The 22415-nt window shown below is 63.8% G+C and carries 21 protein-coding genes; 14 read left to right on the top strand and 7 right to left on the bottom strand.

Features of this window, described 5'->3' with window-relative positions; genetic code table 11:
• Positions 1-45: 45 nt before the first annotated feature.
• From HHJ18_RS19495 to mrdA, 4 genes are read left to right on the top strand one after another with little or no spacing between them, the layout of a single operon-like run.
• Positions 46-1089 (top strand): rod shape-determining protein, encoded by a 1044-nt coding sequence (locus HHJ18_RS19495; RefSeq protein WP_296917957.1) that lies wholly within the window; start codon positions 46-48, stop codon positions 1087-1089.
• A gap of 53 nt (positions 1090-1142) precedes the next feature.
• Positions 1143-2063, top strand: a complete 921-nt coding sequence (gene mreC, locus HHJ18_RS19490) for a rod shape-determining protein MreC (RefSeq protein ID WP_296917955.1) — start codon at positions 1143-1145, stop codon at positions 2061-2063.
• Positions 2060-2578 carry a rod shape-determining protein MreD gene (gene mreD, locus HHJ18_RS19485; RefSeq protein WP_296917953.1) on the top strand — a complete coding sequence of 173 codons (519 nt, stop codon included), beginning with the start codon at positions 2060-2062 and terminating at the stop codon, positions 2576-2578. Before mreC ends, mreD begins: the two co-directional genes overlap by 4 nt.
• Before the next feature lie 12 nt (positions 2579-2590).
• Positions 2591-4732, top strand: coding sequence for a penicillin-binding protein 2 (gene mrdA, locus HHJ18_RS19480; RefSeq protein ID WP_296917951.1), 2142 nt, complete (start codon positions 2591-2593; stop codon positions 4730-4732).
• A gap of 44 nt (positions 4733-4776) precedes the next feature.
• Here mrdA and HHJ18_RS19475 read toward each other — a convergent pair whose 3' ends face one another.
• Together HHJ18_RS19475 and HHJ18_RS19470 are read right to left on the bottom strand one after the other, a co-directional pair.
• Positions 4777-5535, bottom strand: coding sequence for a TSUP family transporter (locus HHJ18_RS19475; protein WP_296917949.1), 759 nt, complete (start codon positions 5533-5535; stop codon positions 4777-4779).
• Positions 5536-5958: 423 nt separating this feature from the next.
• The gene (locus tag HHJ18_RS19470) at positions 5959-7710 is read right to left on the bottom strand and encodes a GMC family oxidoreductase N-terminal domain-containing protein (protein ID WP_296917947.1); all 1752 of its coding nucleotides are present in this window, start codon (positions 7708-7710) and stop codon (positions 5959-5961) included.
• A 211-nt stretch (positions 7711-7921) separates the two neighbouring features.
• Between HHJ18_RS19470 and HHJ18_RS19465 the strand changes: the two genes are divergently transcribed.
• The 5 genes from HHJ18_RS19465 to HHJ18_RS19445 all read left to right on the top strand — a co-directional run bounded on the left by HHJ18_RS19465 (position 7922) and on the right by HHJ18_RS19445 (position 12532).
• The gene (locus HHJ18_RS19465; protein ID WP_296917945.1) at positions 7922-9064 is read left to right on the top strand and encodes an ABC transporter permease; all 1143 of its coding nucleotides are present in this window, start codon (positions 7922-7924) and stop codon (positions 9062-9064) included.
• Between the two features lie 286 nt (positions 9065-9350).
• Complete coding sequence (locus HHJ18_RS19460; protein ID WP_296917943.1) at positions 9351-10139, top strand: ATP-binding cassette domain-containing protein; 789 nt, start codon at positions 9351-9353, stop codon at positions 10137-10139.
• A gap of 38 nt (positions 10140-10177) precedes the next feature.
• Positions 10178-11110 carry an MlaD family protein gene (locus tag HHJ18_RS19455; RefSeq protein ID WP_296917941.1) on the top strand — a complete coding sequence of 311 codons (933 nt, stop codon included), beginning with the start codon at positions 10178-10180 and terminating at the stop codon, positions 11108-11110.
• A complete protein-coding gene (locus HHJ18_RS19450) occupies positions 11107-11850 on the top strand; it encodes an ABC-type transport auxiliary lipoprotein family protein (protein ID WP_366558865.1) in 744 nt (247 codons plus the stop codon). The genes HHJ18_RS19455 and HHJ18_RS19450 overlap by 4 nt, the downstream gene beginning before the upstream one ends.
• A 28-nt stretch (positions 11851-11878) precedes the next feature.
• On the top strand, positions 11879-12532 hold the full coding sequence (locus tag HHJ18_RS19445; RefSeq protein ID WP_296917939.1) for a Crp/Fnr family transcriptional regulator: 654 nt from the start codon (positions 11879-11881) through the stop codon (positions 12530-12532).
• 64 nt (positions 12533-12596) lie between these two features.
• Here HHJ18_RS19445 and HHJ18_RS19440 read toward each other — a convergent pair whose 3' ends face one another.
• On the bottom strand, positions 12597-13229 hold the full coding sequence (locus HHJ18_RS19440; RefSeq protein ID WP_296917937.1) for a MarC family protein: 633 nt from the start codon (positions 13227-13229) through the stop codon (positions 12597-12599).
• A 115-nt stretch (positions 13230-13344) separates the two neighbouring features.
• On the bottom strand, positions 13345-14091 hold the full coding sequence (locus HHJ18_RS19435; RefSeq protein ID WP_296917935.1) for an SDR family oxidoreductase: 747 nt from the start codon (positions 14089-14091) through the stop codon (positions 13345-13347).
• A 140-nt stretch (positions 14092-14231) separates the two neighbouring features.
• On the opposite strand from HHJ18_RS19435, the gene HHJ18_RS19430 reads away from it, so the two are divergent.
• A complete protein-coding gene (locus HHJ18_RS19430) occupies positions 14232-14840 on the top strand; it encodes a 2-hydroxychromene-2-carboxylate isomerase (protein ID WP_296917933.1) in 609 nt (202 codons plus the stop codon).
• 80 nt (positions 14841-14920) lie between these two features.
• Positions 14921-15610, top strand: coding sequence for a dienelactone hydrolase family protein (locus HHJ18_RS19425; RefSeq protein WP_296917931.1), 690 nt, complete (start codon positions 14921-14923; stop codon positions 15608-15610).
• A 178-nt stretch (positions 15611-15788) separates the two neighbouring features.
• On the opposite strand, the gene HHJ18_RS19420 is transcribed toward HHJ18_RS19425, so the two are convergent.
• The 3 genes from HHJ18_RS19420 to HHJ18_RS19410 form a co-directional block, all read right to left on the bottom strand.
• Positions 15789-16661, bottom strand: coding sequence for a class I SAM-dependent methyltransferase (locus tag HHJ18_RS19420; protein ID WP_296917985.1), 873 nt, complete (start codon positions 16659-16661; stop codon positions 15789-15791).
• Positions 16639-17112 (bottom strand): cupin domain-containing protein, encoded by a 474-nt coding sequence (locus tag HHJ18_RS19415; protein ID WP_296917929.1) that lies wholly within the window; start codon positions 17110-17112, stop codon positions 16639-16641. The genes HHJ18_RS19420 and HHJ18_RS19415 overlap by 23 nt, the downstream gene beginning before the upstream one ends.
• Before the next feature lie 115 nt (positions 17113-17227).
• Complete coding sequence (locus tag HHJ18_RS19410) at positions 17228-17590, bottom strand: group 1 truncated hemoglobin (protein WP_296917927.1); 363 nt, start codon at positions 17588-17590, stop codon at positions 17228-17230.
• Positions 17591-17798: 208 nt separating this feature from the next.
• Here HHJ18_RS19410 and HHJ18_RS19405 point away from each other — a divergent pair, with 208 nt between their 5' ends.
• From HHJ18_RS19405 to HHJ18_RS19395, 3 genes are all read left to right on the top strand, one after another.
• The gene (locus tag HHJ18_RS19405; protein ID WP_296917925.1) at positions 17799-20825 is read left to right on the top strand and encodes an AAA family ATPase; all 3027 of its coding nucleotides are present in this window, start codon (positions 17799-17801) and stop codon (positions 20823-20825) included.
• Between the two features lie 104 nt (positions 20826-20929).
• Positions 20930-21577 carry a glutathione S-transferase family protein gene (locus tag HHJ18_RS19400; RefSeq protein WP_296917923.1) on the top strand — a complete coding sequence of 216 codons (648 nt, stop codon included), beginning with the start codon at positions 20930-20932 and terminating at the stop codon, positions 21575-21577.
• 176 nt (positions 21578-21753) lie between these two features.
• The gene (locus tag HHJ18_RS19395) at positions 21754-22290 is read left to right on the top strand and encodes a hypothetical protein (protein ID WP_296917921.1); all 537 of its coding nucleotides are present in this window, start codon (positions 21754-21756) and stop codon (positions 22288-22290) included.
• Positions 22291-22415: the final 125 nt, after the last annotated feature.

Below are 22415 nucleotides of genomic sequence, written 5' to 3'. Positions count from 1 at the left end.
GATAGAGCAACGAAGTTTGCTCATGCCCCAACCGGATTCCTGTTTATGTTTGAAGCATTCCGTCGGTACTTTTCCACCGACCTGGCGATTGACCTCGGTACCGCCAACACGCTGATTTACGTCCGTGACCACGGCATTGTGCTCGATGAGCCTTCGGTCGTGGCGATTCGCCATGAAGGCGGCCCGCAGGGCAAGAAAAGCATTCAGGCGGTCGGCCGCGAGGCCAAGGCCATGCTCGGCAAGGTGCCGGGAAACATCGAAGCGATCCGTCCGATGAAAGATGGCGTGATTGCCGACTTCACTGTGACCGAGCAGATGCTCAAGCAGTTCATCAAGATGGTGCATCCGCGCAGCTTCTTCAAGCCCAGCCCGCGGATCATCATCTGCGTGCCCTGCGGCTCCACCCAGGTCGAGCGCCGCGCCATCCGCGAAAGCGCCCTGGGCGCCGGCGCCAGCGATGTCTACCTGATCGAAGAACCTATGGCCGCGGCCATTGGTGCCGGCCTGCCGGTGTCCGAAGCCAGCGGCTCCATGGTGGTTGACATTGGTGGCGGCACCACTGAGGTCGGCGTGATATCGCTGGGCGGCATGGTCTACAAGGGCAGTGTGCGCGTGGGCGGCGACCGCTTTGACGAGGCCATCATCAACTACATCCGGCGCAATTACGGCATGCTGATTGGCGAGCCGACGGCCGAAGCCATCAAGAAAAGCATCGGGTCGGCCTTTCCCGGCTCCGAAGTGCGCGAAATGGAAGTCAAGGGCCGCAACCTGTCCGAGGGCGTGCCGCGCAGCTTCACGATTTCGAGCAACGAAATTCTCGAGGCCCTGACCGATCCGCTCAACAACATCGTCAGCGCCGTGAAAAACGCGCTGGAGCAGACCCCGCCCGAGCTGGGCGCCGATATTGCCGAGCGCGGCATGATGCTGACCGGCGGCGGCGCCTTGCTGCGCGACCTGGACCGCCTGCTGGCCGAAGAAACCGGCCTGCCGGTGCTGGTGGCCGAAGACCCGCTGACCTGCGTGGTGCGCGGCTGCGGCATGGCGCTGGAGCGCATGGACCGCATGGGTTCGATCTTCACCACGGAATAGGCCGGCTTTCCAACTCCATGCCGCGTGACGCGGGGCCAGCCTGACAGTGAACCATGACCTTAGGAACCCTCGACAGAACCCCGCCGCCCTTTTTCAACCAGGGTCCGTCGGCACTGTCCAAACTAATGTTCTTCAGCGCACTGGCGCTGCTGCTGATGGTGGCTGACGCCCGCTTTCGCGTCACCCAGCCGCTGCGCGCGGCGTTCGCCACCGCACTCTACCCGGTGCAGTGGCTGGCTTTGCAGCCGGTGCGCGCCGTGCAAAACGGCGGACAGTACGTCAGCGGCCTGAACCAGGCCAAATCCAGCAGCGAGGACGCCGCCAAAAAACTGGCGCTGCAATCATTGCGCGCCGGTCAGGTCGAACAGCTGGCCCAGGAGAACACCCGGCTGCGCCGGCTGCTGGGGCTGCGCGAACAGCTCGCCACCTCGGTCATGGCGGCCGAGGTGCTGTATGACGCGGCCGACCCGTATAGCCGCAAGGTCATCATCGACAAGGGCCTGGCCCAAGGCGTCGAACTGGGCTCGCCCGTGCTCGATGAGGCCGGGGTGCTGGGACAGGTCACCCGGGTGCATCCGCTGGTCAGTGAAGTCACGCTGGTGGTCGACCGTGACCTCGCCATTCCGGTGCTCAATCTGCGCACCGGCGCGCGCAGCGTCGCTTTTGGCGACCCGTCGGCGTCGGGCAGCGGGCTGGAGCTGCGTTTCATGGGCAGCAATTCGGACCTGCAGCCCGGCGACTTGCTGACCACCAGCGGTGTCGACGGCGTCTATCCGCCTGGCCTGCCGGTCGCCAAAATCAGCCGGATCGAGCGGCGCGCCGAATCGACCTTCTCCAAGATTTACTGCACGCCGCAGGCGCTGGTCAACGGCGCACGCCATGTGATCATCGTCAAGCCGGTGGGCAGCCAGATACCGGCGCGGCCGGCTGCCGCTGTGCCGGCAGTGGTCGGCAAGAAAGGGGTGGCCAAATGATCATGCGCACCGGCCAGCAGATCCTGTTGCCCGCCAACCCGGTGTTTATCTGGGCCAGCCTGATTGCCGCGCTGCTGCTGGACATGCTGCCGCTCGGCCGTGTGCCCTGGATGCCTGATTTTCTGGCACTGGTGCTGGTGTTCTGGAACGTGCACCAGCCGCTGCGTGTCGGCATTGGCCTGGCCTTCATGTTTGGCCTGGGCATGGATGTGCACCAGTCCGCCCTGCTGGGCCAGCACGCGCTGTCTTACACCGCGCTGAGCTTTTCTGCCGCCATGATTCACCGCCGCCTGCTCTGGTTCTCGGTGCCGTCGCAGGCGCTGCAGGTGTTGCCGCTGTTTGCACTTGCCCATGGCCTGCAACTGCTGATCCGCATGTTGGGCGGCGGTATTTTCCCGGGCTGGATCATCTTGCTGGCACCGCTGGCCGAAGCGCTGCTATGGCCCGTCGCCAGCGTGTTGCTGTTGGTGCCGCAGCGGCGCGCCCCCGACCGCGATGAAAACCGACCACTCTGAGCTGGCCTTGGCATGACTGAACTGCGCAACATCGAAGCCGATCTGTCGCGCTTTCGCGCGCGTGTGCTGGTGGCCAGCCTGGTGGTGCTGTGCGCTTTTGCCTTGCTGGTGGCGCGGCTGGTGTACCTGCAGGTGTACCGCCATGCCGACCTGAGTGAGCAGGCCGAAAACAACCGTACCGCGGTGGTTCCCATCGTGCCGCAACGCGGCCTGATTCTGGACCGCAACGGCGTCGTGCTGGCCTCCAACTACTCGGCCTACACGCTGGAGATCACGCCGTCCCGGGTCGGTAATCTGGACGACACCATTGCCGCGCTGGAGCTGGTGGTCGAGATCCAGCCGCGCGACAAGCGGCGTTTCAAGAAGCTGCGCGAAGAGTCGAAAAGTTTTGAGTCGCTGCCGATACGCACCCGCCTGAGCGACGAGGAAGTGGCGCGTTTTGCGGCGCAGCGCTACCGCTTTCCCGGCGTTGACATCCGGGCCCGGCTGTTTCGCAGCTACCCGCACGGCGAATTGGGCAGCCATGTAGTGGGCTATATAGGCCGCATCAACCAGGCCGAAAAAGAAGACATTGACGAGGGCGACGAGCAAGGCAATTACCGCGGCACCGACTACATCGGCAAGCTTGGCGTCGAGCAGAGTTTCGAAAAGCAGCTGCATGGCACCACCGGCGTCGAGCATATGGAAACCTCGGCCGGCGGCCGCGCCATGCGCAAGCTCAACAGCAACCCGGCCACGCCCGGAAACACGGTGATGCTGTCGCTCGATATCCGCCTGCAAAAACTGGTCGAGGATATGTTCGGCGAGCGTCGCGGTGCGCTGGTGGCGCTGGACCCGAAGACCGGCGATGTGCTGGCCTTTGTCAGCAAGCCGACCTTTGACCCCAACTTGTTTGTTGACGGCATTGACCTGGAAAGCTGGCAGGCGCTCAACGGGTCGATTGACAAGCCGCTACTCAATCGCGCGCTGCGCGGCACCTACCCGCCCGGTTCCACCTACAAGCCCTTTATGGCCATGGCCGCGCTGCAAACCGGCAAGCGCTCGGCGGGCCTAATCGTCCAAGATAACGCCTCCTACACCTTTGGCGGCCACACCTTTCGCAGCCACGGCGACATCGCGCTGGGCGCCGTCGACATGTACAAGTCCATTGTCAAGTCCAGCAACGTCTACTACTACTCGCTGGCCAACGAGCTGGGCGTCGATGCCATGCACGATTTCATGAAGCCGCTGGGCTTTGGCCAGATCACCGGCATCGACATCAACGGTGAAGTGCGCGGCGTGCTGCCCAGCCAGGACTGGAAGCGCAAAGCCTACAAAACCCGGGAACAGCAAAAATGGTATCCGGGCGAGACCATTTCGCTTGGCATCGGGCAGGGCTACAACACCTTTACCATGCTGCAGCTGGCGCAAGCCACCGCGGTGCTGGCCAACAATGGCATCAAGCACAAGCCGCGGCTGGTCATTGGCACGCAGGACCCGGAAACGCGCGCCATGCATCCGCTGCCCGCCGATCCGCCCCAAGACCTGGGCTACAAGCCCGAGAACGTGGCGATCGTGCGCAGGGCCCTGGTGGGCGTGACGCAGGAAGGCACCTCGGCCCGGGTGTTTGCCGGCGCCGGCTACCTGAGCGGCGGCAAAACCGGTACGGCGCAGGCTGTGTCGATAGGCCAGAAAGACAAGTACAACAGCGCCAAGATGGAGGAGCGCCAGCGCGACCACGCCGTCTACATGGCCTTCGCCCCGGCCGACAACCCGCAGATCGCGCTGGCGGTGATTGTGGAAAACGCCGGTTGGGGCGCCGGCGTCGCCGCGCCCATCGCGCGGCGCGTGTTCGACTACGCGCTGCTGGGTCAATATCCCAGCGAAGAAGACATGGTCGCCGTGCAAAAAGGCCTGGCCGGCGCGCCCATCGGCAAACCGCGACTGGCCGCCGACATGGCCGGGTTGCTGGCAGCGGGCGGCAGCGCGGTAGCGCCTGCGCCCAAGGCAGCAGCAGCGTCCGCCGCCACCGCCGGCACGACGATCAAGACCAGCAAAGAGCTCAAGACGGCCAAGAAATCGGGTAAAGCCAAGGCCGCCGGAGTTGCGCCCGCCGCCAGTAAGCCGCCTATCGTGGTGCCGCCGGCGTCCGCGCTGGATGCCAACGCGGATTGAGTTGACCGGCTGATTTGGCGCAGCGCGGGGCGCCGCAAGGCCGCTTACTTCAGGAAGGCGTCGAAGCCGGTCTTGAGTATCAGCACGCTGACCACGCCGATAAACACCAGCCGGACAAACCCTGCGCCGTGCTTCAGCGCCATGCGCGTGCCCAGCAAGCTGCCCAGCACATTGGCTAGCGCCATGGCCAGGGCGAAATGCCACCAGACATGGCCTTTCCAGGCGAACAGCGCAAGTGCCGCCAGATTGCTGGCAGTGTTGAGCAACTTGGCCGACGCCGAGGCGTGCAGAAAATCGTAACCCAGCCAGCGCACAAACAAAAAGACCAGAAAGCTGCCTGTGCCAGGGCCGAAAAAGCCGTCGTAAAAACCCAGCGCCAGGCCAATGCTGCAGGCAACAAAGGTTTCGGTGCGGCCGCTAAAGCGCGGCGTGTGGTGCCGGCCCAGGTTTTTTTTCACCAGCGTGTAGAGCAGCACGGCCACCAGCACGATGGGCAAGGCCTTGCGCAAGAAATTCGGCGAAATGACGGTGACCAGCCAGGCACCCGCCAGCGCGCCGGCAAAGCCTGTGGCGGCGGCCGGCAGCAGCGCCGACCAGCGCAAATCCACGCGGCGCGCATATTGCACGCCAGCCGCCGCAGTGCCCAGCACCGATGCCGCCTTGTTCACGCCAAACAGCGTCGCCGGGTGCGTCGTGGGAAAGACGGCAAACAGCGTAGGCACCAAAATCAGCCCGCCGCCGCCGACGATGGAGTCGATAAAACCGGCCAGCAAGGATGCAAACGAAACAATCAGTAATTCCATGGCGCCGATTGTCGCACTGCAAGTGGACTGTATTTGCTATGTTATTAATAGCTACTAGCGCCCGTAGAATAAGGGCTATAGCCTTATTTGTTTAAAATATTGAAAAACTGGCGGGCATAAAAAAAGCGCTGGGGTCACCAGCGCTTGGGTCAAAAAAACATCTCGTGGAATGTTTATTGGCTTGACTTGTCTTTGTAATGGCTCTCTCGTGTCTCCTCGACTCCTCGCGTTACGAGCGGCAGCGCTCGTCGGCAAGGAGTCCACTGTAGTCTGCTCGCAGCCGCCCAGGCATTGGTGCTTTCCCGCCCCCGCAGGCGCCCCACCTGCTCATTCAATTTCCAGATCATCCGGGCACTTTGTCGCCCTCGCGTTCACGAATGATCAGAAAACGCAATCAGGGCTGTTGCTGCAGCGCCGCAGCCGTCAGACTCCGTCGCGTATCCACTGCGCCGCCTTCTCGGCAATCATCAAGGTCGGCGAGTTGGTGTTGCCGCTGGTGATCAGCGGCATCACGCCGGCATCGACCACGCGCAGGCCGCGTATGCCGCGCACCCGCAGGTGCGAATCGACCACCGCCATCGGGTCATCATCACGTCCCATTCTGGTCGTGCCCACTGGGTGAAAGATGGTGGTGGCGATGTCGCCGGCCAGCCGCGCCAGTTCTTCGTCGCTTTGAAACTGCACGCCGGGCTTGAATTCTTCGGGCTGGTAGCTGGCCAGCGCGTGCTGGCTGACGATGTGGCGCGTCACGCGCAGCGAGTCGGCCGCCACCTGGCGGTCTTCGGCCGTGCTCAGGTAGTTGGGCGCAATCGCTGGCGCGTCTTCAAAGTGCGCGGTTTTAATCTGTACGCTGCCGCGGCTGGTCGGATTCAGATTGCAGACACTGGCGGTAAACGCGTTAAAGCCGTGCAGTGGCTCGCCGAAGGCCTCCAGCGACAGCGGCTGGACGTGGTATTCAATGTTCGGGTAAGGCTGATCGGGCGAACTGCGCGTGAAGGCACCCAGCTGCGACGGCGCCATGCTCATGGGCCCGGTGCGGTGCAGTGCATATTCCAGCCCGATGCGCGCCTTGCCCCAGAGTGTGCTGGCCATGGTGTTGAGCGACAGGCCCCAGCGCTCGCTGTGCGGGCTGCCCGCCTTGGCCTGCACTTTGTAGACCGAGCGGATCTGCAGGTGGTCCTGCAGATTCGCGCCGACGCCGGGCAGGTCTTGCTTGACCGCAATGCCGTGCTGCTGCAGCAAGGCGCCCGGGCCTATGCCCGAGAGCTGCAAAATCTGCGGCGAACCGATGCTGCCGGCGCACAGAATCACTTCGCCCATGGTCCCCGAGTCGCGCGTCGCCAGCACCGTCACGCGTTCGTGTCCGGTCCAGACCTCGGCGCCGGTGCAGCGCTGGCTGCCGTCGGGCTGGGGCCCGATCAGCAGCTTGCACACCTGGGCGCTGGTCCACAGTTCAAAATTTGGCCGGGCATAGCAGGTCGGCCGCAAAAACGCCTTGGCGGTATTCCAGCGCCAGCCGTTTTTCTGGTTCACCTCAAAGTAGCCGACGCCCTCGTTGTTGCCGCAGTTGAAGTCGTCCGTCGCCGGAATGCCCGCCTGCTGCGCGGCCTCGGCAAAGGCGTCCAGAATGTCCCAGCGCAGCCGCTGCTTTTCAATGCGCCACTCGCCGCCCGCCTTGCGGTGGCGCAGTGCCTGCTGGTAGGGGTTGCGCTCGTCCTGCAACAGCCTGGGCACTACGCCGGCCGCGCCATGCACAGCGTTCGCGCCCTTGTAATGGTCTTCATGCAGCTTGAAATGCGGCAGCACGTTGTCCCAGCGCCAGGCGCTGTCGCCGCTCAGCTGTGCCCAGCCGTCGTAATCGCGGGCCTGGCCGCGCATGTAAATCATGCCGTTGATGCTGGAGCAGCCGCCCAGCGTCTTGCCGCGCGGGTAGCGCAGCGCCCGGCCATTCAGCCCGGCGTCGGGTTCGGTGTTGTACAGCCAGTCGGTACGTGGGTTGCCGATGCAGTGCAGGTAACCCACCGGAATGTGGATCCAGTGGTAATCGTCCTTGCGGCCGGCCTCCAGCAGCAGCACGCGCTTGGAGGCGTCCGCGCTCAGGCGGTTGGCCAGCAGGCAGCCGGCTGTGCCGGCGCCGATGATGATGTAGTCAAAAACCTGGGTCTCGTCTTGCATGGCTGTTTTTCTTGTCTTTTGGTTCGCTGTATTGTGGCGGCTAGCCAGTCGCAGCGCGAAGCTTCACCCCGGATTGTGACAAACGGCGACGCGTCAGGCCGACTGTAGGATAAGAACGAAAGAGCGCCGATGCTTGCCTGCTGGCCATTTTCCGCAGTTACCATGTAATTTTGTGTTTGCGCCAGAAAGTTGCCGACCAATTTATTCCCCCATGCCTGCCGAAAATTCCACCCCCCGCATTGAACAGCAGGACTCGCCCGAAGGCCCTTTGCTGCTGGTGCTGGGCGAATGGACGGCGGCTGGCCTCACGCGCAAGCAGGTTTGGGCTGCGCTGACGGCGCAGCTTGGCAGCCTGCGCGGGGCCGACGATGAAAATGGCGCCCGGCGATGGGATCTAGGCCAAATGGAAAAGCTCGACCACCTGGGCGCCCAGGTGCTGTGGAACCACTGGGGCCGCAGTTGGCCAGCGCAACTGCAGCTGGAGCCCAGCCAGCGCGCGCTGCTCGAAACCGTGGCCCAGTTCACCTGCAGCCCGCCGCAAGCCGCCAAGGCCAACTGGACCGAGCCCTTGATCGTCTGGGGCATGCGGGCGTTTAGTTTGGCCGACCACTGCAAAGGCCTGGTGCGCTTGGTCGGCCAGCTGCTGTTCGACATCATTCGCCTCATCAGGCGGCCGCAGCAAGGCCCCTGGCGCGATCTGTCCGGCCATCTCTACCATATTGGCGCCACCGCGCTGCCCATCACCGCGCTGGTCGGCTTTCTGATTGGCGTGGTGCTGGCCTACCTGATCTCGCAGCAGCTGCGCCAGTTTGGCGCAGACGCCTTCATCGTCAATATTCTGGGCATCTCGCTGATCCGCGAGCTCGGGCCCGTGCTGGCCGCCATCCTGATCGCCGGGCGCTCCGGCTCGGCCATCACCGCGCAGATTGGCGTGATGCGGGTCACCGAAGAGATCGATGCCATGCGCGTCATGGGCATTTCGCGCGGCTTTCGGCTGGTGATGCCGCGCGCGTTGGCGCTGGCCGTGGTGATGCCGCTGATCAGCGTCTGGACCACCCTGGCGGCCTTGCTCGGCGGCATGCTGGCCTCTTACATTGCGATGGGCGTGTCGCCGTCGTTTTTCATCAACTCGCTGCCGGCGGCGGTGCAAGCCTCTAATCTCACCTTGGCCAGCGCCAAGTCCGTCGTCTTTGGCCTGCTGATTGCGCTGGTTGGCTGTCATTTCGGCTTGCGCGTCAAGCCCAATACCGAAAGCTTGGGGCAGGGCACGACCGCCTCGGTGGTGACCTCCATCACCGTGGTGATTCTGGTCGATGCACTGTTCGCTGTATTGTTCAGAAGTATTGGTATATGACCCCCACGCTTGTCGCTTCGCGTACTGCGCTGCCCCCCGAGGGGGCTGAGTGCCGCGGCTCCGAGCCTGCCGGCGCAGGCTTGGACGGCATGAAGAGCGGCTGCGTCCCGCAGTCGTGCGGCCTGCAAGGCCTGCGCCTGCGGCCCGGCGAAGCCGGTTCCGCGGCCCCTGCTTGGGAATGCGGGGATGGCGAGGGGCGGTGGCCGATGACCCCCCATGCTCGCCCGTTGGCTTTTTTCCATGCTGCTGCTACGCCTTGCTGGCGCGGTGCCACTGGCTGCCCACAATGAGTGAGGCTGTCGTCGAGATCAAAAAACTCTGGACCGTCTTCCCCAACGGCGACAAGCAGACCGTGGTGCACAAGGACCTGGACCTGACGGTAGAACGCGGCGAGGTGCTGTCGCTGGTGGGCGGCTCGGGCACCGGCAAGACCGTGCTGCTGCGCCAGATGCTGGGGCTTGAAACGCCGACCCAGGGCGAGATCACGGTGCTCGGCAAACCGGCCGCCGAGCTGGGCAAGCGCGGTGCGGCCAGCCGCGTCGGCATGCTGTTTCAGCATGGCGCGCTGTTTTCGGCCTTCACCGTGCTGGAAAACATCGCCTTTCCGCTGCGCGAGCTCAAGACCCTGCCGGACGCGCTGATCCTGGATGCTGCCATGGTCAAGCTGCAAATGGTGGGCCTGGGCCCGGAGGTGGCCGAACGCATGCCCAGCGACCTGTCGGGCGGCATGGTCAAGCGGGTGGCGCTGGCGCGCGCCCTCATCATGGACCCGCCGCTGCTGCTGCTCGACGAGCCGACGGCCGGGCTGGACCCGGAGAGCGCCGACGGCTTTTGCACGCTGCTGCGGGCCCTGCACAAGGGCATGGAGCTGACGGTGGTGATGGTGACGCACGATCTGGACACGCTGTTCGAGCTGAGCACGCGCATTGCCGTGCTGGCCGAGCAGAAGGTCATCGTCAACGACGTGCCGCGTGAAGTGGTGGCTTTCGCGCACCCCTTCATCCACGAATTTTTCCTCGGTGAGCGGGGCCAGCGCGCGATGGCGCTACTGCGCGAATACCCGTTCACGGTTTAGTTTAGTGAGCCTGTTTAACCTATTGGAAGGTGGTTGAAATGGAAAACAAAGCCCATGCCCTGGCCGCCGGCGTCTTTGTGCTGGTGGTCAGCGCACTGCTGGCGCTGCTGGCCGTCTGGCTGACGCGCGACAACACCAAGCGCGACCTGTATGAAATGAGCACCGGCGAAACCATTTCGGGCTTGCAGACGCAGTCGGCCGTGCGCTTTCGCGGCGTGCCGGTCGGCAAGGTCGAGTCCATCGGTTTCGATGCCAAGGTCAAGGGCAACGTGCTGGTTGGCATCTCGGTAGACCGCGCCGCGCCAGTCACCCGGTCAACCTTTGCCACCGTGGCGTCGCAGGGCGTGACTGGGTTGGGTTACATCCAGCTCGATGACGACGGCGGCTCGACCGAGCGCCTGCAGCCCAACGACAGCGACCCGCCGCGCATTCCGCTCAAGCCGGGCGGCATCGACAAACTGCTCAAACAGGGCGACGTGATTTTCGACCAGGTCGAGCAGGCCAGTGTCCGACTGAACAAACTGCTGTCCGATGAAAACCGGCAGGCCATTACCACTGCCGTCAAGCAGCTGAGCGAAGCGGCCGGCAGCATTAACCGCATCGCCCAGGGGCTGGAGCCCACCGTGGCGACGCTGCCGGCGCTGTCGCGCGACGCGCGCTCCACCATGCAGTCACTGAAAGCCGCCAGCGACGATGTCGGCGCCACCTCGCGGCGCCTCAACGCCAAAGGCGGCGCGCTCGACAAGCTCAGCGATGGCGGCACCGCGCTGGCCAACGGCGTCGAAACCTTCAGCGCCGCCACACTGCCCAAGCTTGGCGAAGTGGCCGATGAAACCGCGCGCACCATGCGCCAGTTGCGCCGCACCGTGAACGCCGTCGATGACAACCCGCAGGCGCTGATTTTCGGCAACGGCCCGCCGCTGCCCGGTCCGGGCGAGCCCGGCTTTTCCGCCAACGGAGGCAAAAAATGAACATCCGATTTTTCATCCTGCCTCGACATGCTATTAAATTAATATCTGCTTGCGCCCGTGTTCATTGGGCTAGAGGCCAATTTGTCACTTTTTTTGGGGCTGTGGCGCTGGCCGGCTGCTCGGCGCTGCCCGACAAGCCAACGCGTCCCAGCATGTACGACTTTGGCCCCGGTGCGCTGACGGCACAAGCCTTCACGCCATCGGCCACGCGTCAGGCGCCGCTGCCGTCGCCATTGCCACTATTACCGCTGGCGATCGACGACATCAGCACGACCGGCGGCGCGATCGATAACCTGGCGGTGTTGTACCGCCTGGGCTACACCGACGTGCAGCAGCTGCGGCCTTACGCGCAGGCGCGCTGGAGCAAGCCGGCGGCGCAACTGGTGCAGCAGCGCCTGCGCGAGCAGCTGGGCCAGCGCCGCACGGTATTTCGCATCGGCGAGGGCGCCGCCCTGAACCGCAGCCAGAACGCCGTGCTGCCGCTGCAGCTGCGGCTGGAGCTGCAGGAGTTCAGCCAGCTGTTCAGCGCCCCCGAGGCCAGCGTTGGGCTGATCCGGCTGCGCGCCACCTTGCTGGAGCTCACGCCTGCCGGAGAAAAACTGCTGGGCCAGCGCCTCGTCGTAGTGCAGCGGCCCGCCGCGTCGGCCGATGCGCCCGGCGGCGTGCGCGCGCTCACTGCGGCCACCGACGCCGCCATTGAAGAGCTCGACCAATGGCTGCAACAAACGCCGGCGCGCTAACGCCCCGGCCGCGCACCCTGAACCCGCCATGAAAACGCTGGAACAACAACTCGACGCCGCCGGTCTGCGCGTCTTCGGCTGCTGCGAAAAGATCAGCGCCTACGGTCCCGACCTGCTGCAACACGCGCCGCTGCTGCAAGACTTCAGCCCGACCGAGGCCGACGTGCTGGGCGCCTCGCTGCGGCTGGTGCGGGCCGAGCCCGGTCAACTCATGATGCGCGAAGGTGAGGCCGGCGAGTGGATGATGCTGGTACTCAAAGGCACTGTCGACGTGACCAAGCGCGTCTGGCGCGACGGTGAAGCGCCGCCTGGCGGCATAGCGCCAGAGGCGGCCGCCATCGGTATACCCGCCGGTTTCAATGCAGCTAACGACGCTAACGGCGCTATCGGCGCTTCTGACGCTGCTTCGCCGCCTGCCTCCCCGGAAGTCACGCGTGTCGGCGTGGTCAGGCGCGGCACGGCGCTCGGTGAAATGTCGCTGCTCGACGGCGAGCCGCGCTTTGCCAGCTGCACCGCGATTGAAGAGGTTGAGGCGGCCGTGCTGGGGCGCCACGAGATTGGCCTGCTGATTCGCGACCACCCCGCCGTGGCCGCCAAGCTGCTGGTCAACATCACCCAGCTGATGGCGCAGCGCCTGCGCAATACCAGCAACCAGCTAATTAAATTACTACATAAAAAATAGCAAGAAACGACAGGTGCACATAGGCTGCAATCCTTTTGTCCTCAGGTGCGGGTAGGTAAAACCGTCAGCCTCGCAGGAGCGGAAACAGCTTGCCCAGACCATCGGCCATGACTTCCACCGCAAGCGCCGCCAGGATCAAACCCATCAAGCGCGTCATCACGTTGATGCCGGTTTTGCCGAGCACGCGGGCAATCGGTTGCGCCAGCGAAAAGCACAGCGCCGTCGCCAGGCCTATCACCACGCCGTAGCCGACCAGCGTGGCCAGCTGGGAGAAGGTCTTGGCCTTTTCCGCATAAATCACCACCGTGGACATGGTGGCCGGCCCGGTCAGCAGCGGAATCGTCAGCGGCACCACGGCAATGCTGGCGCCCATGGCTGCCTTTTGTGCGCCGTCTTCGAGTTCATTGGTATTGGATTTGGCCTCGGCCGGCTGCGCGTTCAGCATGTTCATCGAGCTGATCAGCAGCAGCATGCCGCCGCCCACCTGAAAGCTCGCCAGCGAGATGTTGAAGAAGTCAAGAATCTGCAAACCCAGCAAGGCGCTGACGGCAATCACGACAAAGGCGCTGAACGACGCGGTGGCAATGGTGCGCTGGCGCTGCTCTTTGGAAAAGCCCTGCGTGTAGTGAATGAAAAACGGCACGATGGCCAGCGGATTGACGATGGCCAGCAGTGTGATCAGCGGTTTAAAGTCCATAAATCCTTGGTCTTCTGTGGCGTAACGGCCGCCGCGCCGGGCCGCCCCAAGCAAGGCCAGCCCCCTCGGGGGGGCAGCGCATTACACGAAGTGAAAAGCGTGGGGGCCATATCCATTAGCGTCCGCCCGCCACGTCTATAAAAGAGCCGGTGCTGTAGCTCGCTTGGTCGCCAAGCAGCCAGACAATCGCCTCGGCCACCTCTTCGGCGCTGCCGGCGCGCTGCATCGGCACTTGCGGCGCAACGTCGCGCGCGCGCGTGGGCAGGCCGCCCGAAGCGTGGATCTCGGTGTCTATGATGCCGGGGCGCACCGCGTTGACGCGAATGCCCTCTAGCGCCACTTCCTTGGCCAGGCCGATGGTGAAGGTGTCAATCGCGCCCTTGGCCGCCGCGTAGTCCACATACTGGCCGGGCGAGCCCAGCCGCGACGCGGCGCTCGACACATTGACAATCGCGCCGCCGCTGCCGCCGTAGCGCCTGCTCATGCGCTTGACGGCCTCACGCGCGCAGACAAACGAGCCGAACACATTGACCGCAAACATGCGCTGCAGCCGCGCCAGCGACATGCCATCGACGCGGCTGGTCTGGTCTACCACGCCGGCGTTGTTGACGAGTGCACTCAAGCGGCCGAAGCGCGCGTCGAGCTGTTCAAACATCGCCAGCACCTGCGCCTCTTCGGCCACATCGGCCTGCAGCGCGATGGCCTGACCGCCCGCCTGCCCGATCTGGCGCACCACGGCATCGGCCGCCTGCGCGTTGCTGCTGTAGTTGACGGCGACCGTGTAGCCCTGGCGCGCCGCCAGCAACGCCGTGGCAGCGCCAATACCGCGCGATGCGCCCGTGATCAAGACAAGTTTGGACAAATCAGACTCCTGCAGACAATGCCAATCCCGGTTAAAAACGGGATCAAGGCAAATCAATGTACTGTAAAACCGGCAGCGCGCCGGACCGGAAATTATTCCGCAAACCCGATTCACCCAATTCCCCCATTGCGGAGACGATTTTGAGCACTACTGTGGACTATTACTTCACGCCGCAAAGCCCCTGGACTTACCTCGGCCACGAGCGCTTTGCGCAGATCGCGCGCGCCGCCGGCGCCAGCGTGCGGGTGCTGCCGATTGATCTGGGCGGCAAAATCTTCCCAATTTCCGGCGGCCTGCCGCTGGGCCAGCGCGCACCGCAGCGCCAGGCCTACCGGCTGCTTGAGCTGCAGCGCTATTCCGACCAGCTGCATGCGCCGCTCAATCTTCATCCCAAATATTTCCCGGTGGCCGGCGACGACGCATCGCGCCTGATCGTCGCCGTGGAATTGCACGACGGCGCCGACGCGGCCCTGCAGATCGGCGGCGCCATTTTCAGTGCCGTGTGGGTGCGCGAGCGCAACATTGCCGATGCGCAGGTGCTGGCCGAGCTGCTGGCCGAATGCGGCCTGAGCGCTCAGCGGCTGGCGCAATCGCGCGAGCCGGCGGTGCAGCAGCGCTACGAAGCCAATACCCAGCGCGCGATAGATGCCGGCGTGTTTGGCGCGCCCAGCTATGTGGCGGGCGGCGAGCTGTTCTGGGGCCAGGATCGGCTTGATTTTGTCGAGCGCAAGCTGCAGGCGGCGGCGTGAAACGGGCCGCGAATCAGTCAATTCTGCGGCAATAAAACATTCACCAATCTCAACGCAAACATTCAAAGGAGTATTTCATCATGGGTCAATTCATCACCCTCAAGGCCGCCGACGGCTTCAGCCTGCCCGCTTACGTGGCCGAGCCCCAGGGCAAGCCGCGCGGCGCCATTGTCGTCGTGCAGGAAATCTTTGGCGTCAATTCGCACATCCGCTCGGTGGCCGACCGCTTTGCCGCAGAAGGCTATCTGGCGATTGCGCCGGCGACGTTCGAGCGCGTTAAACCGGGCGTGGACCTGAGCTATTCCGAGGCCGACATGGGCGCCGGCTTTGAATTGAAAACCGCCGTTGATGCCTTGCCCGGCGCCGGCGTGCTGCAGGACATTCAGGCCGCCATCGACCATGCGGGCCAGGCCGGCGGCGGCAAGGTCGGGATTGTTGGCTTTTGCTGGGGCGGCCTGCTCACCTGGAAAGCCGCCTGTCTGCTCAAGGGGCTGTCCGCTGCCGTGGTTTACTACGGCGGCGGCATCACGGCCGAAGACGAAATCGCGCGCCAGCCGCAGTGCCCGGTGCTGGCGCACTTCGGCGACCAGGACCACTGGATTCCCATGGAAGGCATTCAGGCGTTTACCAAGGCGCACCCGGAAGTCGAGGTACATGTGTACCCGGCCAACCACGGCTTTAACTGCGACCAGCGCGGCTCCTACAACGAAGCGGCGGCCAATCTGGCGCGGACGCGCTCGCTGGCCTTCTTTGCCAACCAGCTCGCCTGAACTGCGTTTTGCCTCGTTTCCAAGGTCATTTTGGCCTGTAGCCCATACAGGACGGGCGCAAAGCGCTATTAATTAAATAGCGGATGGCGCGCATCCCCAGCCGCGTGGCGCACGCCTCCTGTAAGTGGCCTGGCGGATGGCGGGATCGGCGGCCCCGCGCCGCAGATCTTGCGCGCAGTCATCGTTTCCTGATCACGACTTCAAGGTACTCGCTCGGCACGACCATGGCTCCGTCGGTTGCGTGATTGAACTGTTGCACGAGTCGGATCAAATCGGCAGCCAGCGCCTCCTCCCGAGCGGCCCCCACCGCAAGGAACGCTTTTTGCACCGGACCGTAGTAGGTGCGAAAGGTGTCAAGCCAATGCTGCGGTGCGCGGTAGCGAAAGACGAAGTTTTTTCGCTCGGTTTTGAGCGTGGCGATGCGCTCGCCGAACAACTCGCGCAGACGTTCTTCAGTACCCCACAGCGACGGTGACTTGACGCCGGTGGGCGGGGGAATGTAGCGGCCGATCAGCTTGAACAACTCGCCGATGAAGCCGGGCGGTGTCCAGTTCGCCAGGCCGATCGAGCCGCCTGATTTGCACACACGCGCGAGTTCACTCGCCGCCCGCTGCTGGTTGGGCGTAAACATCACGCCGAAAGTGGACAGCACGACGTCAAACGAGGCGTCCGCGTAAGGGAGGTTTTCGGCGTCGGCTTCTTCGAACTGCACAGCCAGCCCTTCGGCGCTCGCCCGCGCCTTGCCACGTTCGAGCAAAGCGCCGACATAGTCGGTCGAGACAACGTCGCACCAGCGCCGCGCCGCCGCCAGCGTGGCGTTGCCATTGCCGGCGGCGACATCCAGCACACGTTCGCCAGCCCGCAAATCGAGCGCTTCGCACAGCGTCTCGCCGACGATCTGCAGCGTTGTTCCAATAACGGCATAGTCGCCTGCAGACCAGGCGGCCTGCTGCTTGAGCTTGAGCGCAGCCAAATCGGCCACGGGTTGGGGGAATACGGTTTCCATGAAGGCTCTCCTGGTTAGGGCTTTACTTTGTTCTGGGGTCGTCAGCGGGGTTGACGTAGGTGACGCCCCAAGGACCGGTACCGTGCAACTGCACCACGGTTTCACTTGCGGTCCACGCGAAGTGGCGGCTCTGGGCGGGCATGATCGCAATGCCGCCGGGATTGAGCGCCTGCGTCTTGCTGCTGTCGAAGCTGTCGCCGGTACCCATGTTGAAGGTTCCCGAGAGCACCGTCACGCGCTCCACCGCCGGGTGCCAGTGCGGTGGAATCCGGTAGTTGGCAGGGAACTTCAGCCGCACTGTAAATGGCACGGCTTCGTTCATGGGCCCCTCGATCACCACAAGCTGCGCTCCCTTGGGCAAGGACGGTACCGCCCCCCAGTTGAGCTTGTCGGGATCGCCCATCATGTGATGGCTGGCTTGCGCCCAGCTCAAGGGCGCAGAAAATGCCAATACCGCAGCGGCTGCGTAATGACGTAATTCGAATTGGGGTGTCATGTTGCTTCTCCTGTCGATGGAAAAAGGGTTGTGATTGAATGCTGCCGCGTCGGTGGACGGCGTGGGATCAGGCCTATTTGCCACTAATTGAATCCTGCCACCACCTCTCGCTTGTTCATACGCGGATGATCTGGTTCTTGAGCGAGTAAAGGATGGCGATGACATCCTTCTTCGAATCCTCGTCTATGCCGTTCTTGTTCATCGCCCCCACGATGTCATCTGTTGCTGCCAGGTACTCCTGCTCGCTGATGTTCATGCCCTTGTGTGCTGCAAGCATGTCCTTGCCGGTGTAGGGGTCGGTGCAGCCTGAGCCGGCGCTGAAAAACTGGCATGCCATCAGCTTGAGATGGTTCAGGTCCTTGACGTTCTCGAAGCGGGTCTTGACGAGGGGGTTGGCCAAATGTGCGCCAATCACATCATTGACAAGCTGTGTCATTCCTTCAGCTCCGCCGAGTCGTTGATAAAGTGTCGTTGTCATAGAAAACTCCTTTTGATGTTTTCGGTCTTTCGTTGATTTCACTGTCATCGAACGCATTCGCGGTTCTGGAACACGTACATGCATTGCACCCCATCGGCATCGCCGCAAGGTCACCCCAAAATAGACAGACAGGGAGACAAAAAGGGGGACAGTTGCAGGCCGCAGGCATAAGATATGGCGATACGGGCTACAAGGACAGGCACCGAACATGATTGAGCAGGGCAACTCTTTCGGCTACTGGTTGCGGCGCCGGCGCAAAGCGCTCGATCTGACGCAGGACGCGTTGGCGCAGAAAGTCAGTTGTTCGCAGGCCGCCATCAAAAAGATCGAAGCCGAGGAACGCCGGCCGTCCCGGGGCCTGGCGCAACGCCTAGCTGAGCAGCTCGCTATACCCGCGCATGAGCGGGCGGCGTTTTTGCAAGCCGCCCGCTCCCTGCAAACTGCCAACCGCCTGCCGCTTGATTCGTTGCCGGTCGAGGTCATGAGCATCGCAGGCGCCAGCGATGGAGTCGCGCCTGCATGTGATCTGAAGTCCCCCTTCGTCGGGCGCAACAACGAATACGGACAGTTTCTCGGCCTGATCGCCAGGCTCACGGGGGGCCGCGGTCAGGTGGTACTGATCGAAGGCGAGGCCGGCATCGGCAAGAGCCGGCTGATGTTTGAGGTGGCCTGTTATGCGCGCCAGCGAGCCTTGCCGGTGCTGGTCTCGAACTGCTACGAGATCGAGCGCGCGATAGCGTACCAGCCGGTCATCGATCTCGCCACGCAGGCGTGCGCGGCCGCTGCCGAGGCCCGGCTGCGCAAGATCACACCGATCCTGCTGGCCGAGATCGCCACGCTGGTGCCAGCCGTGGCCGCCCGCCTCCTTGACTTGCTGCCGCTGGCGGCGGACTTTCCCGAGGCGCGCCAGGCGCGCCTGTTCCATGCGCTGGTGCAGCTCTTCGAAGCGCTGGGACAAGACCGGCAGTTGATTGTCATGATCGACGACATTCAATGGGCCGACGACGCCAGCCTGCGCTTCCTGCATTTTCTGGCGCGCCAGATTGCGAACCGGCCGGTGCTCCTCGCCTGTGCCTATCGGGACGACGAGCTGGGCAACAACGAACGTCTCGCCAGCCTGGTGGAGAGCCTGCGCCGTGAACCGCATACGCGGCACATGGCGCTGGCGCGCCTCGGGCCAGGCGATACCGACATGCTGCTCGAACGGCTGAACGACCCAAAACTAAGTGCGCCCGATCTCGCCGCCCGACTGCACCGTGAAACCGACGGCAATCCGTTCTTCCTCTGGTCTATCCTGCACTCGCTGAGCGAAGGCGAATGCGCGGTCAGGGATGCGGGCAGCCTGCCGCTGCCGGACGCCCTGCGTGACTCGGTGCGCGGACGCCTGGCCCGTGTGCCGCATGAAGATCGGCCGCTGCTCGACGTGGCGGCGGTGCTCGGGCGGCGCTTCGACTTCGAGACTTTGCTGGCGCTGACCCGGATACCCGAGGAGCGCTTTCTGCACGCCATGGAGTCGCTGGTCAAGCGTCGGCTTTTGCGTGAGGATCAGGAAAGCGGCTTTTATGATTTCAGTCACGACAAGGTGCGAGAGGTGGTGTACCGGGATATCGGCATGGCCCGGCGCGTGCTGCTGCACCGGGCGCTGGCAGAACGGCTGGAGCAACACCCTGAAAGCGCAGCGCATGAGCACGACGCCCGCCTGGCCGAGCACTATGAGCGCGGCAACGTGTGGCCCAAGGCGCTGCTTTACCTGGGTTTGGCCGCCGAGCACACACAGCAGCTGTTTGCGATGCGCGAATCGCTGCAGTGGTTTGATCGCGCCGTGGCGCTGCTGCAATCCCACCCGGACGCGGCAACGCCAGCGCAGCAACTCGCCCTGTACGAGCGGCGTGGCGTGGCGCGCGTGCAGGCCGGCCAGATCGAGGGTGCGGTGACCGACTTTCAGCACGTAATTAAGGCGGCGCGCGCGCTGGGCGAGCACGAACATGCACGCGACGTGTTGATTCAACTCGGCATGGCCTATCGACGCGCCGACGCCTACGAGCAGGCTGTTGTCTGTCTGGACGAGGCGCTCAAGGCGTCGCGTGCCATGGGTGATGAACGCCATGCGGCCGATACCTTGTATCACCTGGGGACGGTGGCCTGGAGCAATGGCCGTAACGACCTGGCGATCACGTATCACCAGCAGGCGGTGGATATTTGCGAGAGTTTGCGCCTGACGGATCTGGTCGCCGTGCAGGCGTTTCATGGTCGGGGGGAAGCGTATTTCGCCAACGCTGAACCGGCCGCGGCGATCGTCTCTTTCTCGCGTTCCCTTGACCTGGCGCGCGGCATCGGGGACAAGAGCTATGAATCGGAGAACCTGATGATGATAGGCTGGGCTTGCACCGGTCATATGGGGCTGGCTGACTATCGGCGCGCCTTGACGCACTTCGATGGCGCGCTGGTCATCGCGCGCGCCGCCGACCTGCAGTGGCATCTGGGTCCGACACTGATAGGACGCGCCCATGTGCAGTTGGCGCTCGGCAAGTTTGGCTCGGCCTGGGCGGATTTGAACGAAGCGCTGCCCCGCCTGGAGACCCTGAGGCTGCATCGCTACCAGATCATGGCGCATGACGCGCTAGGCTGTCTGTTGCTCGATCTGAACCGGCCCGAGCCGGCGTTGCAGCACTTTGAACGCGGCCTGGGCCTCGCGCGCGACGCCGGGATCATGTACTGGCGGCCCCGCTTGCAAGCCAACGGGGTGATTGCACAACTGCGTCTTGGTCGTCCGATTGATCAGGCCGCAATGCAAGCGGCTTTACAGTATTCGCAAGATCACAGCGAAGCCTGGCTGACGCTGCGCTGCCTGGAGGCGCTCGCCGAGGTGGCGCTGCTGGCTGGCGAAGCCGATGGTTGCATCACGCGTGCGGACCAGTTGCTGGCGCTGGCAGCGCGCGGCGACATGCGGGAGATGATCGGACAAGCTCATCGCTTGCGCGGTCTGGCGTGGCTGGCCGTCAATGCGTATGAATCTGCGCGCGAGGAGTTGACACTGGCAGTGACGCTGGCCGAACAGATCGGGCACGTCCGGCTCGCGTGCGAGTGCCACCGTGCGCTCGCCCGGTCCGCCGCTGCGTTCGGTGATGCAAGTAGTGAACGCAGCAACCAGGCGCGCGCAAGCGAGCTTGCGGCTCAAATCGTGGTGAGCCTGAGTGGATCGGGGTTGACTGCCAATTGGGCGGCGGGTCCATGATGTAACCTCTCCTGCCTGGCTACTTACGGCGCGCCTTTCCCACCACACTGATTAGAAACACTGGCAACGCCCAAGCGGCCTTCCTTGAAAAGCGAAAAAGTTCCATGATCCAGCTCCACTACTTCCCCAGCACCGCCAGCATGGCGCCGCATGTCCTGCTTGAAGAGATAGGCGCGCCCTTCCAACTGGTGCTGGTGGACCGCACGCAAGGCGTGCACAAGACGCAGCAATACCTTCAACTCAACCCGAACGGGCTGATTCCGGTGCTGACCGAGGGCGATCTGGTGCTCTACGAGTCGGCTGCGATCTGCCTGTACCTGTGCGACAGCCACCCCGAGGCCGCGCTGGCGCCAGCCCTCGGCAGCCCTGAACGCGCGCATTTCTACAAGTGGCTGATGTGGCTCACCAACACGCTGCAGGCCACGCTGAGCATCTGCTTTTACCCGGAGCGCTGGATGAATGCCAGCAACCCGGCGGGCGCCGCCGAGCTGCGAAGCCATGCCGAAGCCAGGGTGAACGTGCTGCTTGACCAACTGGACAGCGAGCTGGCGTTTAACAAAGGCCCGTGGCTGCTGGGGAACCAGTACACGGCACTCGACGCCTACGCCATGATGCTGTGCCGCTGGACCCGTAGCTTCGGCAGGCCCGCGCGCAACCGCGCGCAGCTTGGACCGTATTTGCAACGCGTGCTGGCGCGCCCGGCGGTCGTCCGGGCGTTCAACGCCGAAGGACTGGCGCAGCCCTGGGTTTGAAACGGCGGCTGGCGGCAGCGGTGGCTGTCAAGGAAGTTGTCGCCTGAAGTGAAGTGAGTCAGGCTGCTTTTTGAATGTGCTAAGGCTCCTTGATTTGCGGTGTGTCGGGGTTGCGGTGAACGACGTCGACACGCGCCCACTGGCGAGGCTGCCCTGACCAGCGCTGAGGATTTTTCTTGGCGTGCCCGTTCATAGACGAGTGCGCGCTCCTCAAGCAATGTCCTGTCCAGGCCGGCATGACGCTGTGCCGTTGTCACGAAGCCGATGGCGCAGCCGCGCAGGTGACACAACTCATTGAGGCGCAGGCCGCTGGCATAGGCGGTCATCAGGAAGGTGCGCGCCTTGATGGGCATTGGCGCGTCCAGCAAGGCGGCCACTTCGGCGCGCGAGAGCAACTCGGGCAGGCGCTGCGGGATTCGCCCCAGCGGGATCTTGACGCGGCGCTTGGTTTGGCCCAGCATGTCGCGGACCAGAAACCGGATGGCGCAAGAGGATGTGTTGACGGTCGAGCGTCAGCGGTGGCGCTCCTGGAGCAGATGCAGCAGGTACGCCTGTATCTACTGATCGTTCAGCAACGCCGGGCTGCAGCCGTGGTAGCGCGCCAGCTGCTTGACGGCCGTCACATAGGTCCATTAGGTGCGCCGGGCAAAGCCGCGCAGCACCATCGCATCGATCATGCGTTGGCGAAGAGGTGTCATGACAAATCTCTTTGAAAGCGAGGACCGTTCCCCACCTCCGAGGGTTCACCTCAATGCCGTTTAAGGCAAGCACCGCGCAGGACGAAAACGCACTGTCGACCTTCGCACACCTGCCACCGCATAGCGGTTTAGTTCAACGG

This window comes from Polaromonas sp. (genome assembly GCF_012927455.1).
Taxonomy (GTDB): domain Bacteria; phylum Pseudomonadota; class Gammaproteobacteria; order Burkholderiales; family Burkholderiaceae_C; genus Polaromonas.
Note: the sequence above shows the minus strand (reverse complement) of the source record. Positions and strands in the feature narration are given on the sequence as shown.